At 69.6% G+C, this 11988-nt stretch carries 35 protein-coding genes; 34 read left to right on the top strand and 1 reads right to left on the bottom strand.

All coding sequences use genetic code 11. From position 1 onward, the window contains the following. The first annotated feature begins 52 nt into the window (after window positions 1-52). The 34 genes from AB0I81_RS22675 to AB0I81_RS22840 all read left to right on the top strand — a co-directional run bounded on the left by AB0I81_RS22675 (window position 53) and on the right by AB0I81_RS22840 (window position 11315). Entirely contained in the window at window positions 53-187 is a 135-nt protein-coding gene (locus tag AB0I81_RS22675) for a hypothetical protein (RefSeq protein WP_360659587.1), read from the top strand. After that, a complete protein-coding gene (locus AB0I81_RS22680) occupies window positions 180-587 on the top strand; it encodes a hypothetical protein (protein ID WP_360659589.1) in 408 nt (135 codons plus the stop codon). The genes AB0I81_RS22675 and AB0I81_RS22680 overlap by 8 nt, the downstream gene beginning before the upstream one ends. Then, window positions 580-813 carry a hypothetical protein gene (locus AB0I81_RS22685; protein WP_360659591.1) on the top strand — a complete coding sequence of 78 codons (234 nt, stop codon included), beginning with the start codon at window positions 580-582 and terminating at the stop codon, window positions 811-813. The genes AB0I81_RS22680 and AB0I81_RS22685 overlap by 8 nt, the downstream gene beginning before the upstream one ends. Continuing rightward, window positions 813-989 carry a hypothetical protein gene (locus AB0I81_RS22690; RefSeq protein ID WP_360659593.1) on the top strand — a complete coding sequence of 59 codons (177 nt, stop codon included), beginning with the start codon at window positions 813-815 and terminating at the stop codon, window positions 987-989. The genes AB0I81_RS22685 and AB0I81_RS22690 overlap by 1 nt, the downstream gene beginning before the upstream one ends. After that, entirely contained in the window at window positions 982-1194 is a 213-nt protein-coding gene (locus tag AB0I81_RS22695; protein WP_360659595.1) for a hypothetical protein, read from the top strand. Before AB0I81_RS22690 ends, AB0I81_RS22695 begins: the two co-directional genes overlap by 8 nt. Further along, a complete protein-coding gene (locus tag AB0I81_RS22700; protein ID WP_360659597.1) occupies window positions 1184-1702 on the top strand; it encodes a winged helix-turn-helix domain-containing protein in 519 nt (172 codons plus the stop codon). Before AB0I81_RS22695 ends, AB0I81_RS22700 begins: the two co-directional genes overlap by 11 nt. Next, the gene (locus AB0I81_RS22705) at window positions 1699-2154 is read left to right on the top strand and encodes a hypothetical protein (protein ID WP_360659599.1); all 456 of its coding nucleotides are present in this window, start codon (window positions 1699-1701) and stop codon (window positions 2152-2154) included. Before AB0I81_RS22700 ends, AB0I81_RS22705 begins: the two co-directional genes overlap by 4 nt. Next, a complete protein-coding gene (locus AB0I81_RS22710) occupies window positions 2151-2324 on the top strand; it encodes a hypothetical protein (protein WP_360659601.1) in 174 nt (57 codons plus the stop codon). Before AB0I81_RS22705 ends, AB0I81_RS22710 begins: the two co-directional genes overlap by 4 nt. After that, window positions 2321-2734 carry a hypothetical protein gene (locus AB0I81_RS22715; protein WP_360659603.1) on the top strand — a complete coding sequence of 138 codons (414 nt, stop codon included), beginning with the start codon at window positions 2321-2323 and terminating at the stop codon, window positions 2732-2734. Before AB0I81_RS22710 ends, AB0I81_RS22715 begins: the two co-directional genes overlap by 4 nt. Then, window positions 2731-2934, top strand: a complete 204-nt coding sequence (locus tag AB0I81_RS22720) for a hypothetical protein (protein WP_360659605.1) — start codon at window positions 2731-2733, stop codon at window positions 2932-2934. Before AB0I81_RS22715 ends, AB0I81_RS22720 begins: the two co-directional genes overlap by 4 nt. Continuing rightward, complete coding sequence (locus tag AB0I81_RS22725) at window positions 2931-3143, top strand: hypothetical protein (RefSeq protein ID WP_360659607.1); 213 nt, start codon at window positions 2931-2933, stop codon at window positions 3141-3143. The genes AB0I81_RS22720 and AB0I81_RS22725 overlap by 4 nt, the downstream gene beginning before the upstream one ends. Further along, entirely contained in the window at window positions 3140-3382 is a 243-nt protein-coding gene (locus tag AB0I81_RS22730; protein ID WP_360659609.1) for a hypothetical protein, read from the top strand. The genes AB0I81_RS22725 and AB0I81_RS22730 overlap by 4 nt, the downstream gene beginning before the upstream one ends. After that, window positions 3379-3618 carry a hypothetical protein gene (locus AB0I81_RS22735; protein WP_360659611.1) on the top strand — a complete coding sequence of 80 codons (240 nt, stop codon included), beginning with the start codon at window positions 3379-3381 and terminating at the stop codon, window positions 3616-3618. The genes AB0I81_RS22730 and AB0I81_RS22735 overlap by 4 nt, the downstream gene beginning before the upstream one ends. Next, window positions 3615-3911 (top strand): hypothetical protein, encoded by a 297-nt coding sequence (locus AB0I81_RS22740; protein WP_360659613.1) that lies wholly within the window; start codon window positions 3615-3617, stop codon window positions 3909-3911. The genes AB0I81_RS22735 and AB0I81_RS22740 overlap by 4 nt, the downstream gene beginning before the upstream one ends. Next, on the top strand, window positions 3908-4099 hold the full coding sequence (locus tag AB0I81_RS22745; RefSeq protein ID WP_360659615.1) for a hypothetical protein: 192 nt from the start codon (window positions 3908-3910) through the stop codon (window positions 4097-4099). Before AB0I81_RS22740 ends, AB0I81_RS22745 begins: the two co-directional genes overlap by 4 nt. Beyond that, a complete protein-coding gene (locus tag AB0I81_RS22750; RefSeq protein WP_360659617.1) occupies window positions 4096-4407 on the top strand; it encodes a hypothetical protein in 312 nt (103 codons plus the stop codon). Before AB0I81_RS22745 ends, AB0I81_RS22750 begins: the two co-directional genes overlap by 4 nt. Then, on the top strand, window positions 4404-4604 hold the full coding sequence (locus AB0I81_RS22755) for a hypothetical protein (RefSeq protein ID WP_360659619.1): 201 nt from the start codon (window positions 4404-4406) through the stop codon (window positions 4602-4604). The genes AB0I81_RS22750 and AB0I81_RS22755 overlap by 4 nt, the downstream gene beginning before the upstream one ends. Before the next feature lie 95 nt (window positions 4605-4699). Continuing rightward, the gene (locus AB0I81_RS22760) at window positions 4700-5320 is read left to right on the top strand and encodes a hypothetical protein (protein ID WP_360659621.1); all 621 of its coding nucleotides are present in this window, start codon (window positions 4700-4702) and stop codon (window positions 5318-5320) included. Continuing rightward, window positions 5317-6099, top strand: coding sequence for a hypothetical protein (locus AB0I81_RS22765; RefSeq protein ID WP_360659623.1), 783 nt, complete (start codon window positions 5317-5319; stop codon window positions 6097-6099). Before AB0I81_RS22760 ends, AB0I81_RS22765 begins: the two co-directional genes overlap by 4 nt. Continuing rightward, window positions 6096-6260 carry a hypothetical protein gene (locus tag AB0I81_RS22770; RefSeq protein ID WP_360659624.1) on the top strand — a complete coding sequence of 55 codons (165 nt, stop codon included), beginning with the start codon at window positions 6096-6098 and terminating at the stop codon, window positions 6258-6260. Before AB0I81_RS22765 ends, AB0I81_RS22770 begins: the two co-directional genes overlap by 4 nt. Beyond that, on the top strand, window positions 6257-6394 hold the full coding sequence (locus AB0I81_RS22775; RefSeq protein WP_360659626.1) for a hypothetical protein: 138 nt from the start codon (window positions 6257-6259) through the stop codon (window positions 6392-6394). The genes AB0I81_RS22770 and AB0I81_RS22775 overlap by 4 nt, the downstream gene beginning before the upstream one ends. Before the next feature lies 1 nt (window position 6395). Then, window positions 6396-7025: a hypothetical protein gene (locus AB0I81_RS22780; RefSeq protein WP_360659628.1), complete on the top strand. Its 630-nt coding sequence runs from the start codon at window positions 6396-6398 to the stop codon at window positions 7023-7025. Beyond that, the gene (locus AB0I81_RS22785) at window positions 7022-7216 is read left to right on the top strand and encodes a hypothetical protein (RefSeq protein ID WP_360659630.1); all 195 of its coding nucleotides are present in this window, start codon (window positions 7022-7024) and stop codon (window positions 7214-7216) included. Before AB0I81_RS22780 ends, AB0I81_RS22785 begins: the two co-directional genes overlap by 4 nt. Beyond that, the gene (locus tag AB0I81_RS22790) at window positions 7213-8028 is read left to right on the top strand and encodes a tRNA(His) guanylyltransferase Thg1 family protein (protein ID WP_360659632.1); all 816 of its coding nucleotides are present in this window, start codon (window positions 7213-7215) and stop codon (window positions 8026-8028) included. The genes AB0I81_RS22785 and AB0I81_RS22790 overlap by 4 nt, the downstream gene beginning before the upstream one ends. After that, window positions 8025-8324, top strand: coding sequence for a hypothetical protein (locus AB0I81_RS22795; RefSeq protein ID WP_360659634.1), 300 nt, complete (start codon window positions 8025-8027; stop codon window positions 8322-8324). The genes AB0I81_RS22790 and AB0I81_RS22795 overlap by 4 nt, the downstream gene beginning before the upstream one ends. Further along, the gene (locus AB0I81_RS22800; RefSeq protein ID WP_360659636.1) at window positions 8321-8554 is read left to right on the top strand and encodes a hypothetical protein; all 234 of its coding nucleotides are present in this window, start codon (window positions 8321-8323) and stop codon (window positions 8552-8554) included. The genes AB0I81_RS22795 and AB0I81_RS22800 overlap by 4 nt, the downstream gene beginning before the upstream one ends. Further along, window positions 8551-8778, top strand: coding sequence for a hypothetical protein (locus tag AB0I81_RS22805; RefSeq protein WP_360659637.1), 228 nt, complete (start codon window positions 8551-8553; stop codon window positions 8776-8778). The genes AB0I81_RS22800 and AB0I81_RS22805 overlap by 4 nt, the downstream gene beginning before the upstream one ends. Continuing rightward, the gene (locus AB0I81_RS22810) at window positions 8775-9380 is read left to right on the top strand and encodes a hypothetical protein (RefSeq protein WP_360659639.1); all 606 of its coding nucleotides are present in this window, start codon (window positions 8775-8777) and stop codon (window positions 9378-9380) included. Before AB0I81_RS22805 ends, AB0I81_RS22810 begins: the two co-directional genes overlap by 4 nt. After that, window positions 9373-9654, top strand: a complete 282-nt coding sequence (locus tag AB0I81_RS22815; protein WP_360659641.1) for a hypothetical protein — start codon at window positions 9373-9375, stop codon at window positions 9652-9654. Before AB0I81_RS22810 ends, AB0I81_RS22815 begins: the two co-directional genes overlap by 8 nt. Further along, window positions 9647-9907, top strand: a complete 261-nt coding sequence (locus AB0I81_RS22820; protein ID WP_360659643.1) for a hypothetical protein — start codon at window positions 9647-9649, stop codon at window positions 9905-9907. The genes AB0I81_RS22815 and AB0I81_RS22820 overlap by 8 nt, the downstream gene beginning before the upstream one ends. Beyond that, window positions 9900-10259 (top strand): DUF6221 family protein, encoded by a 360-nt coding sequence (locus tag AB0I81_RS22825; RefSeq protein ID WP_360659645.1) that lies wholly within the window; start codon window positions 9900-9902, stop codon window positions 10257-10259. Before AB0I81_RS22820 ends, AB0I81_RS22825 begins: the two co-directional genes overlap by 8 nt. Then, window positions 10256-10654 carry a DUF6221 family protein gene (locus AB0I81_RS22830; protein ID WP_360659647.1) on the top strand — a complete coding sequence of 133 codons (399 nt, stop codon included), beginning with the start codon at window positions 10256-10258 and terminating at the stop codon, window positions 10652-10654. The genes AB0I81_RS22825 and AB0I81_RS22830 overlap by 4 nt, the downstream gene beginning before the upstream one ends. Then, window positions 10651-11010, top strand: a complete 360-nt coding sequence (locus AB0I81_RS22835; protein ID WP_360659649.1) for a hypothetical protein — start codon at window positions 10651-10653, stop codon at window positions 11008-11010. Before AB0I81_RS22830 ends, AB0I81_RS22835 begins: the two co-directional genes overlap by 4 nt. Then, window positions 11004-11315: a hypothetical protein gene (locus tag AB0I81_RS22840; protein WP_360659651.1), complete on the top strand. Its 312-nt coding sequence runs from the start codon at window positions 11004-11006 to the stop codon at window positions 11313-11315. The genes AB0I81_RS22835 and AB0I81_RS22840 overlap by 7 nt, the downstream gene beginning before the upstream one ends. 7 nt (window positions 11316-11322) lie before the next feature. Here the strand turns inward: AB0I81_RS22840 and AB0I81_RS22845 are convergent, their stop codons facing one another. Next, window positions 11323-11892, bottom strand: coding sequence for a helix-turn-helix transcriptional regulator (locus tag AB0I81_RS22845; RefSeq protein ID WP_360659653.1), 570 nt, complete (start codon window positions 11890-11892; stop codon window positions 11323-11325). Window positions 11893-11988 lie beyond the last annotated feature (96 nt).

The following is an 11988-nucleotide window of genomic DNA, read 5'->3' on the forward strand; positions in this document are numbered from 1 at the left end:
GCAGTGCGCGCACTGCCGGAACGTTCCCGACTCAACCCCGAGGAGGACCACATTGACCCCGAGGACCACCGCCCAGTGGCCCGGCTTCTGCGCCCGCTGCGGCGAGGAGTTCGCCTCAGGCGAGCTGATCAGCTCCGACGGCGCGGGCGGCTGGATCGCCCCGTGCTGCGAGGACAACGATGAGTGAGCGCATGCGGGCCGCCGAAGAGGCCGTGGAGAAGGCGCTGCAGCGCCACCTGCTCAACGGCAACGACACGCTCCTGGCGAGCGCCGCCGTGAAGGCCGCCGCGCCCATCCTGATGGCGGACGTCGATGCGCTCGCCGCCCGCATCCTCGACCTCCACCGTGGCCCCCGCACCGAGCGTCACGGCTCCTGCTGTGCGGACTGCGGTCGGGTCTGGCCCTGCCCCAGTCGGCAGGCGCTCGACGGCCACGAGTACCCCGGCCAAGTGACCGTGCGCCGCGCAGACCTGCGCCGAATCGTTGAGGTGGCCGCGGCCTACCTCGACATGTGCGAGCCGCCGCCAGCCGACGACCTCGCCACGCTGGAACGACTCCGGCTCGCAGCGGGAGGCGACGATGCCTGAGATCCGCCTGCACTGCATCAGCGGCGAGTCGGCCGCCGCCGTGGTGGCCGAGGCCGACCGGCCCGGCGACACCGTGCACACCGTTCGCCAGGACGGCCACGACGTGGTGATCGGCTACCACGACATCAGGTGGCCGATGGACGTCGCCGAGTGGGCGTTCGAGAACGGCCACTGCCACGATGACGACGCCGCCCGGGTCATCGGTGACGTGCAGGTGGGTGCGTGATGGCCCAGCCCATTCGCGTCACGGTGTTCGACCCGGAGACCGGCGAGACGGAGACCCGCGACGTCCAGCCCGGCGACTACGCCGTCGTCACGTGCCTGCCCTGCCACCAAACCGAGGTGCAGGCGTTCGCGTCCGGTACCCACATCATCACCGTCATGGGAGTCCGCCGTGGCTGACTACACCCGCCGCGAGCGCACCACCGTGCACGTCGAGTACGTGCTGCCCAGCCCCACCAACTGGGGCGAGGTCGCCAAGCTGACCGCCGCCATCAGGAGTGAGCTCGGCCAGGAGCTCGCGAGCTGGGACGACATCGTCCAGGTGGTCGCTGCCGACGACGAGATCATCTACCGCTTCGACAAGGAGGACCTCCGTGGACGCTGAACTGCCCCCCATCCGCATCGACGTGGAGGCGCGCCGCGCGTGGCACGGCAGCCAGCTGCTCGACCTTCCCCGCCGCCAGTTCGACGTGCTCGTCTACCTGGCCAAGCGGGCGGGCAGCGTCGTCACCCGGAACGACCTGCTCGCCGCCTTCTGGGGACCCAACTACGTCGGCAGCGGCAAGACGCTCGACATGCACATCTCGTACCTGCGTCACCACCTAGGCGACGACCCCACCGAGCCGCGCTACATCTCCACCGTCCGGTGCGTCGGCTTCCGCCTGGAGGCCGGCACCGCGGAGATCCTCCAGTCGCAGGCCGTCCCAGACGACCCGGGCACGCGCGTCGTGACCGTCAAGGGCGGCGAAGTCCTGATCATCGGGAACGTCGGCGACGTGCCCGCCTGGGTCCACGCCACCGCCGTTGCCCTGCGCGACCAGCTCGGCCTGGCCGGTGTCCTGCTGCTGCCCGGCGACATCGACACGGCCACCCTGCCCAGAGGTGCGCTATGACCGTGATCCAGACGACCGAGGGGAAGCACCTGCGGATGGTGCTGCCCGTGCTCGTGGACTACGTGAACCACATCGGGCAGGGCGTGGACCTGTACGGCCTCAGGGACCAGGCCGCTGAGATCGGCGCGGTGGAGCACCTCCCGCTGATCGACGCGCTGATCGCGGCATGGACGGCAACGGACGGGAAGGCGGGCACCACAACCCCGGACTGGCGGGAGCCCGGCGAGGACATGGCCGCGTACAAGCGCCGGCTGCAGGTGCTCGCTGAGGACGCGATGGTGGAGGTGGTGAAGCGGCCGAACCACCCGGATGTTCCGCTTGCGACGCGGGAGGCCATGGCGGAGGCGGTGGTCGATGCGCTGACCGCCAACGGCTATGTGGTCACGTACGTCGGAGGCGCGGCTGCCCGTCCACCCACCGCCACCTCCTCTTCCACTGCCGAGGGATCATGACCGCCAAGTTCATCGCCAGCCTGGCCGCGCTCGTGCTGCTCGCGGTTCTCTGGCTCGGCTTCGCCTACCTGATGCGCGACACTGGCCTCGCGCCGAGCATCCTCGGCTGGGGCCTGATCGGCTACCTCCTCACCGCCTACTGGGCGCTCGCCTCGGCGGTGGAGAAGTGAGCGAACTGCGAGAGCGTCCCGGCGATCAGCCGCTGCCCACACCTAACGAGCACGCCGACATCCAGTCGCAGGTGATCGCCGACATCGAGGCCCGGCGCGACCTCGGCATTCAGCGGTACGGCACCGCGCTTCAGCCGCACAACGGTCGCGACGCGCTCAGGGACCTGTACGAGGAGCTGGTCGACGGCGCGATGTACGTCAAGCAGGTGATGGTGGAGCGTGCCACGGCCGCCACGCCGGTCGAGCACGGCCGCCGCATCCACGCCGTCATCTTCAACGCCGTGACCGAGGAGTCGCGGGCGCTCGACCGGTTCCTGTCGCTGACCGACCGGGACAAGGTGACGGCCGCCGTCGTGGCCGCGCTTGCTGCGCACGGCTACGCGATCAAGCAGGTCGGGGGTGCGGAATGAGCATCCAAACCGCGACCCGCTACACCGTCACCTGCGACGGCAAGGACTGCGCCGCCGAGCACCACGACCCGGCCTCGGACAGCAACATGTCCGCTCGCATCGCGGCGGGCGTCGCCGGTTGGAAGCACGCCAGCTCCTACCCGAACCGTGCGGGCCGCCGCTCGTACGACTACTGCCCGAACTGCGAGGTGCCGAAGTGAAGCGCCGCCGCAACCTCAAGCCGCGCGATCGGTGGCGCGAGGGCGAACCCTGGGGTGAGTACGTCCGCAGACTCCTCGGATCGAAGCTGATCAACGCCGCACTACAGCGCCGGAACCGTGACCTGCTGCTCTGGCGCTGGCCCGCCGTCGTCCGCGTGAAGTCCGAGTACGACCGGCGCCGCCGCGCCCGAATCAGGAGGAACCGATGACCACTGTCCACGTCGCGGGCCCACCGCAGATGGGCGGTCTCTACCAGGAGTGCTCCCGCTGCGGCTACGTCCTGCAGAACTTCACGGGCGGCATGATCATGGTGCCCGAGGGCCAGGACACCGAGATCCCGACTTTCCCGGAGGGGCGGCGCATCGTCATCTCTGGCAAGGCCGCCTGGGTGCTGGCTGACGACCGTGAGCTTGAGGACGGCGAGACCGAATGCAGGCCCGCGTCATGACCGCGCCGAAGCTCACGCCCGAGCAGCGCCGCCAGGTCGAGCACCTCGTGGCCCGCGCCAGTCGTACGGCGCAGGTGTCGTTCGTGCTCGTCTTCGCTGGCCTGCTGGCCGCGATCTGGCTCGGCGACTGGCGGTTCGCCGCGACGGCCGCGCTCGTGCTCCCGGTCGGCGTCGTCATGGCGGCGCTGGCCGGTCGTCTCCGGCGGGGGCTCGCCGCGAACGAGGAGGAGACGTGACCAGCGACGACACCCTGGACCAGAGAGGGAAGGTCGTGGCCCGGTACGCCCGCCGAGACTGGCGCGGACGCATCGCTCGCTGCCTTCCGTCCAAGGCGGAGCTGAGCGGGGCCAAGCGCCGCCGCGAGTCCACGGGCAGCGACCGGAAGGTCATCTACGCTGACCTCGCGACCGCCGAGACGGCAGCGCGCGAGCTGGAGAAGCTCGGCGCACCGCCGCTGCGCGCCTACCTGTGCAACCGGTCGAAGCGCGGCCACGCACACCTGACGAGCATGCCGTGGGGTGGCCGATGATCCGCCGCCTGATCCGCTGGGTCTACCCCGACATCAAGGTCGCCGAGGACGCCGCCGCCAAGCTGGCCGCCGTCATCAACGAGATGCCGATGGACCAGCAGGCCGAGATGTTCACCCGGCACGCTGAGCTGTGGCACCACGCCTGCGCGGTGGCCACCTGGTCCGACATCCGGCGAGGCCGTCGATGAGGTGTTCGCACGCCGGCGCGGTGCTGGTCGAGTCGGTGGTGACGGGCGAGGTGCTGGCCATGCTCTGCCCTGAGTGCGACCGGCAACTTCCGCCAACTTTCGCCAACTGCCCGCACGACAACGTCATCGACACGCCCGAGTTCGGCGAGCCGCCAGGGCTCGGGATCTGCAACGACTGCGGCGTGTCGGCCTGGTACCCGTCGGAGCTCGATCGTCGGACCCGCGTCCTAGCCGCGCGCTATGGCGTTCAGTACATGCCCTACGTGGCCAGCCTCGACGCGCCCACTCGCGGGGAGCTGAACGCATGACGGTCAAGCGCGTGGTGTGGCTGGCGATCCCAATGGTGGTGCTTGGGCTCGGTGGATACGCGCTGGTCTGCTCGCTCACCGACACATGGCGCGCAGAGTCACCGAGCGTACACGTCATGTGCATGGCACTTGTCGCCATCGGCGAGGCCATGGCCGCGATCGTCATCTCCTCCATGGAGGGCGACCGTGACGCCTGATCCCATCCCGGACCACGACGACCCCGAGCACTACGACCCGGCGTACGAACGGTGGGTCACCGACCACGCCAGCCCCGACCACGAAGGATAGCACCGTGAACAACGAACACCTGCGCCAGAGGTACCCGGAGCTCGCCGAGCTGGTGGACGGCCCGGAGTTCGTGGCCATCGCGCTCGCCTACCAGGCGAAGGACCGCGAGCTCGACCGGCTCCGCACCGAGCGCCGCATCGACGCCGACGCGGAGGCTCTCGCCGACCAGACCCTGATGAAGGGCCTCACCGTCGGGAAGGGCAAGCTCGAACTCAGCCTCATCCCGCCCCGGGAGATCGTTGCCGGCTGGGTGCACACCGCCCGCGAGTTGCTCGGCGAGGCCACCAACTACGTCGAGATGGAGATCAAGCTCGCGGGAGAGGTCGAGCGGTTCGCGTTCGTCCTCCAGCGCGTCGGCAAGCTCACCCCGCACGAAGCCCGGCAGAAGGCCGAAACTGAGCGAGACGAGTGGCGGGAACGCACCGAAACCGCCGAGCGCGACGTTGCCCGCCTCCGTGCTCTCTTCCTGGAGCGATGTGGGGCGATCGAGCGCGTGCGCCATGTCTGCCAAAAGGCCAAGGCGAAGAGGGATGCGCCCGGTATGTGGCTGGTGGCGGGTCAGGTGCTCGCCGCCCTCGACGCCACCGAGGCCCAGTCTGACCACACCCCCAAGGAGGACCAGTGATCATCGAAGACGAGAATGGCCGCGAGTGGACCACCGAGGAGCTGCGCGACTGGGACCGCGAGCCCGGCGAGCCTGAGCAGCGCGAGCCGCTCGACCTCGACTGGGTGCGTGAGCTGATCGCCAAGCGCAACGTGGTGCACGCGGACATGAAGGAACAGCGCGAGGCGGAACGGCTCCTCCTCGACCAAGTGCTGCCCGAGCTGGTCGGCGAGGTGAGCGACTTCCGCGAGGCTGAGGACGTGTGGGCGGACCTGCCCACCCGCACCGAGTGGGCCATGACCGCCAGCGCCAACGAGCCGCCCGGCAACAACGCCCTCTGGCGGATCAGCGCCGAGGCGGCAGAGCAGGCGTACGGGCGTCCCGGCGTCCCGGCCAGCTCTGGTGCCGCAACCTCACCATCGGCGCGCCCGTGGCCATCAGCAACGAAGCGCCGTTTTGAGGCCGCCGTGACCGCACTCATCGTGATCGCCGCCATCGTGACGTACCTCGCCATCGGGCTCGGATACATCGCCCCCCGCTTCGTCGCCCGAGACATGGAGAACAACCTCCGCGACTTCGAGCGCATCGCCACCCCAGAGCGCATGCGGCAGTGGCGCAGAGAAGCGGCAGGGTTCGCCATCCCCATCGCGCTCATCTGGCCCTTCTACCTGACCGGGCGCTGGCTCATTAACCGCATCGTCGCCGCGAGCCCACTGACCACCAAGGAGCTGAAGCTCAAGAACGAGGAGCTAGAGCGGCGCATCGCCGATCTGGAGCGCGACACCGGGATCGGCCCATGACCGATGACCGGCCGCACCCGCACCCGCTCAAGCCAGAGGACCTGGAGCCCGGCGACCACTGGACCCGAGCCTGCCCGCACTGCCCGGCCTACGTCCAGGGCGGCCGGGCCGGGCTCGGCGCGCACATCGGAGTCGTCCACCCCAAGGAGGGGCCAGCTTGAAGAGCATCAAGATCACCGTTCAGTCCTACTCGGACTACGGGCTCTTCTACACCTACCGCGACCACCGAGGCTGGTTCTTGCGGCTCTGGCCACTCACGATCTCGTACGGCGGCGAGCCCGACGGGAGCTTCTGACGTGACTCCAGCCGAAGAGGTCGAGACGTTGGCCGGCGAGCTGCGCGCGCTGCTGCCCCGCCTGAAGGCGCTGCTGACCGACCCCGTGGGCGACCCGACCAAGGGGACGATGAGCCACCACCGCATCGTCGGGTCGCCGGCCCCGTGGCACCCGGAGGCCGGCCCGCTGCTCATGACCATCCACGCCGGAGTGCGAGAGCTGGAGATCGACCTCCGGCACCACGTGAGCGGACGCCTGGGGGAGGACCGCGGCGGCTCGGACGGCAACACGGCGGCGGCGCTGGACGCGATCGTGCGGCTCGTGCACGGGGTGGACGACGACATGGCCCGGGACGCTCGCCGCCGCCTCGACCGGTGGATTGAGCAGGGGCGGCAGATCCGCGACATCGGCGAGTCGGAGAAGTGGATCCCGATCCGCGTGTCGAAGGGCCTGCCGCCCGCGTGCCTGTACTGCAACACCTACAGCTTGCGGGTGGCGCAGCAGTCCGGCCGGGTCCGCTGCGTGAACCCGAAATGCACCGACGAGAAGGGCAACAGGCCGCACGCCAACATCGACAAAAACCGGCTGGACGGGTCCGCGATGCTGGTCTGGGAGGACGGGCGGACCACCTACTACGGAGAGGCGTCATGAAGGTCTCGGACCTCACCGGGGCGCACTGGGAAGCTCTGCGCACACAGGCCCTGCTGGGCGGCTGGGTGGAGGCCCGCCAACGCGGCATCTCGGTGGGCGACTGCGACGCTATCGCGGACGCCGCTTTTGCCGCTGTGCGCGAGCGTATCGAGTTGTGGGCGAGTCAGGTTGATGAGGGGAAGGCATCGTGAGCGACAAGACGTCCCTGGGCGACCGGATGAAGAGCTACGAGGCGGTCACCCGCACGCTGCTTCCGCGCCGCACCTACGCCGTGGTGCGAGTGGACGGCCGGGCCTTCCACAGCTTCCTGAAGCACGCCGACCGGCCGTTCGACGGCGCGGTCATGCGAGCCATGGACCTGGTGGCGGAGGCCCTGTGTGCGGAGATGTCCGGGAGCGTGTTCGCCTTCACTCAGTCGGATGAGTGCTCGGTGCTGCTGACGGACTTCGAGTCCACCGGCACCCAGCCGTGGTTCGGCGGCGTCATTCAGAAGGTCGTGTCCATCGCCGCCTCGACGGCCACCGTGGCGTTCAACCGGTCGTATGGCGTGCGCTTCGAGCCGTCCTACGCCGGCGGCTACGCCACGTTCGACGCCCGCGTGTTCACGATCCCCGACGTGGTCGAGGTCGCGAACTACTTCCTGTGGAGGCAGCGGGACTGCGTACGCAACAGCATCACCATGGCGGCGCAGGCGAAGTTCTCCCATCGGCAGCTCCACGGCAAGTCCACGGGCGACATGCAGGAGATGCTGTGGTCCCAGCATGGCGTCAACTGGAACGACTACCCGGCCGGCGCCAAGCGCGGCAGGGTGTGCGTCCGCCTCGCCGATGAGCAGGACTTCACCTGGACCGACCCGCACACCAGCGACGTGATGAAGTCCACAGCGGTGCGCTCCCGCTGGACGTCGGAAGCTGCGCCGCACTTCACCGCGAAGCCGGACGGGTGGCTGGCGTCGGTCATCCCGCCCATGCCGTCCCTCGTGGCCGACGTGGAGGCATCGTGATCAACACGATCATCACCGCCGTGTCGGTCGTGGTCATGGTGGCCGCGCTGGTCGCGTCGTGGATCACGCTCCGGAGCGTGCGGATCACCAGGCTCTTCGAGGCGGTCACGCATGCCCACAACCAGCGGGCCGCCGCCAACCGGGCGCTCACCGCCGCCTACGTTGCCCGCGCCGACCCGAGCCCGGCGCTGGCCAGCGTGGCCGCCGCAGAGGGGGCCGTCCGCGTGGCCGAGGCGCGACTACCCCGGCGTCACCGGCTCGTGCGCCACTACTTCGCAAGCAAGGAGGCATCGTGATCGTCGTGAGCGGCCCATCAGACCCGTACGTGGCCGCCGGCGAGGTGCTCCGCGCCTACCAGCGGCAGTCCGGCGTGCTCGCCGCCTGGGACCACCTGGTCAGCCTCGACGGCCGCCCGGCAGTGATCGGGACGCTGCTGCTGCGCTGCGACAACGACGGACCGGCCAGAGGAGACAAGGTCGCGGCGGCCATCCTGCGCGCCGTCGGCAGGGAACGGAGGAGGGCGTGAGCACGGTCGAGGAGATGAAGGCACACCTTCGGGCGCGCCTCGACGCGGCAGGCGTCCGCGAGCTGATCGACCTGGACGAACGGAGCGAGGAAGAGCGGCTACTGGAGTACGGACAGTGCCTGCTGTGCTGGGTCGCGTTCACGCCTCGCTTCAGGATCTGGCTGGACGGCAACGACAACATCCATGCCGCCTGCGACGCGGTATGCGGATGCGGGGGAACATGAACCACGACGACATCCGGCAGCGCCTGGCCGCCGTCGAGCGCATCGACTGGAGCAAGACCAAGCGCGAGCAGTGGGACCGGGAGGTCTACGGCACCTTCGTGGACGTGGGCCCGGTCACGATGCTCGGCGCGGATCGGCACGACCCGCCAGCTGAGCACGCCCAAGAGGCGGCGATCGTCGCGTTCCTGCAGAACGCCGCCGCCGACCTGCGCCGCCTGCTCGCCGACCTCGACCACGCCACCACCACGAGAGGGGCCATCATGCCCACCACCAACCCCGTCTACGGCCCGCCCCCGGACCCCGAGCGCGGCGAGCCCACCCGCTACCTCGCCGACGCCGTGGAGGTACAGCGGCCGAACGGCGACGTCGTGCGCATGGACCTCGTGGCCCTGGCCGACGCCGCCATCAACGCCGACCGCGCCGTCGCCGAGCTGCGCAAGGAGAACGCCGAGTTGCGCCGGAAGGTGGCCGCGCTGGAGGAGAGGGCGGACAACCCGAGGTCGGCTCTCACCAGAGCCGCTGACGCGGTAGAGGCGCGCCTGAACCAGCTGGAGCGCGACCTTGAGGAAGTGGAGCGCCAGCGGGGGCGCCGCGATGGGTAACCAGATCATCCGGCAGCCGACTGGCAAGTTCGCGATCTTCTGCTCGGTCACGGACACGATCATCGTCTTGGATGCCACCAAGCGGGAGGTCGTCGAGTGGTTCGCCAGGCGGGCCGCCGAGGCCGCCCGGCGTGACGCCCGCCGGAACGTCGAGCACGTCGCCGCCGGCGAGCCGCGCACGGCGTACTTCCAGTTCGCCATGAGCTGGGAGGAGGCGCTTGCCCAGGACCGCAAGCACCAGGGCGACGCATGGAAGGAGTTCCGGGATGGATGAGTGGACCGTCACCTACCTCCGGTACGGCTCCGAGGGTACGGCCGAGTTCGGCTCGTTGAGGAGCGCCGTCGGCTTCGCCTGCGGCGGTGAGGAGGATTGGAAGTACTCGGCCACGAAGATCACCGGCCCTGGCGGCGTGGTCCTCGATGGTGACGCCCTCGACCAGGCCAAGCGCCGCTTCGAGCTACCTGAGGTGCACGGCGACCTCGACGACATGCCGCTGCCCGACAGGACGGAGGGCGACGATGGATGACCTGGCCGCCTTCCTGCGGGCGCGCCTCGACGAGGACGAGCAGCTGGCGCGAGAGGCGGGCAACCGGCACTGGCTCGTGCAGGACAACACCATCGAGCTGTACCCCGAACACGAGGACGACGGGTACATGCGCTGGCCAACCCGCGCGGACGCCCGCCACGCCGCGAACTGGGAGCCCGCCCGCGTGCTGCGCGAGGTCGAGGCCAAGCGGCGGATCGTTGAAAGGTGCGAGCGCGACCTCCAGACCTATATCGGCACAGGCGTCCACGTCGCCACGTCGTACCTCGTGCTGCGCATGCTGGCGCTGCCGCACGCCGAACACCCCGATTACCTGGAGGCTTGGAAGCCGTGAATGATCTCGTCGCGTTCCTCCGGCAACGCTTCGATGAGGAGGAGCGGATCGCCCGCGACGCCGACGGCATCTCGCGGGACGCGTGGATGGCCCTGTACGGGGACCTCATCACGTCCCGGTCTCTCGACGACCAGCGACGGGTGTTCGGCATCTTCATCGGCACGTTCACCAGCGGCCGGACGCTGGACGACATCGCGGCTAAGCGGCGGATCTTGGAGCTTCATCGGGCCGTGCCGTACCGCCAGTACGACCCGCCCGTGCACATCTGCCTCGAATGCTCAAGCAGACACGATGATCACTACCACGTGACCGACGCGCCGTGCGAGACGGTGCGCCTGCTGGCCATGCCGTACGCGAGCCACCACGAGCACCGGAAGGAGGAGTGGATGCCGTGAGCTGGCCACCGGCAGGCGGCAACTGGGAAGGCGGTGGGAAGGACCGCCAGGGCCGCCGCTGGGTCCACGAGCCGAACAAGGGATGGCGGCCCGACGACAGCCCGCCGCCGTTCCTCGACGTCCCAGAGGTCCAGTACAAGGTGCGGAAGATGGCCGCCCACGTCCCGATCTCCGAGGAGATGGCGATGGACCTCGGGCTGATCCCGGACACCCGGCCGGCACCGCCCCCGCCGACATTGCGGCAGCGGGCCCGCGCGAAGGTCCGTGGAACGATTCGAGAGGCGCGTTGGCGGCTCGCCGCGAAGATCGGCGGCATGAGCCGCGAAGCCGTCGAGGAAGAGAGCTGGCTATGGTGACCGACCCGAACGCGCGGGTGTTCACTCCATGGCCGCACGAACCGACCGACGCCTGCACGCTGGTCCACTGCCACACGCACAACGTGGACGAACCCGAGTACGACGCCTACCGGGTGTGCGGCGAGTGCAGCCACGTCTTCCCGACCGCCGCCGCGCTACTCGCCGACCAGGCCGCGCTCGTCAAGCGGCTCAACGCGAACCCGATCGCCGACCCGAGATCCCCGGACGCGCCGCCCGTGCTCATGGAGGCAGCGACGGACCCGGACACGATCTGGTCGTGCCCGCACTGCGCGCACGACTTCTGAGGGGTGCTCAGTTGTCGTCTGTTGAGTTCAGAGCGTCTGTGAGTCGCAGGTAGTCCAGCAAGACGCGGAAGGGCACGCCCGCCTGCTCGGCCGCCCGGGCAGCGCGGGCCACCGGCTTCAGGTCCTTCAGGTGAGCGGCGATCTCCTGTTCAAGCACGCTCAGGTTCGTCGAGGCGTGCGGCCGGTTCGCCGCCATGAACTTCACTACGTCGGCCGCCGGCGTCGGGGCATCGAGCGGGAAGAGGGCGTACTCGCCGACGGCCCACCGCCACGCCGCGTCCTCGGTGGGCGCGGTCACGGCCGGTGTCAGGTCCACGCCCTTGTCGGTGCCGGCCTCGGGTGGGAGCAGCAGGCGGTTCGGGGTGACGTCGAGGGCCAGGGCGAGCGCCACGAGGTCATCGACGTCCACGCGGCGCGTGCCGTCCTCAATCTTCATGATGCCCGTGGACAGGGTCGGCCGCCCGAGCTTGCCCATCCGCTCAGACATCTCGCGCAGCGATAGGCCCCGCGCAGCGCGCAGCTCGGCGACGTTGCGGGCGATGCGCTTCCCGATCGGTCCCTGCTGCGGTGCTGGCATGGTGCAAACGGTATTCACCAGAACGCGAACGCGCAACCTGGTGCCACCTGCCCGCGAGTCGTTTTTCAGGATGCCAACGGCTGTTAGGATCATACA

This window comes from Nonomuraea sp. NPDC050404 (genome assembly GCF_040655495.1).
Classification (GTDB): Bacteria; Actinomycetota; Actinomycetes; order Streptosporangiales; family Streptosporangiaceae; genus Nonomuraea.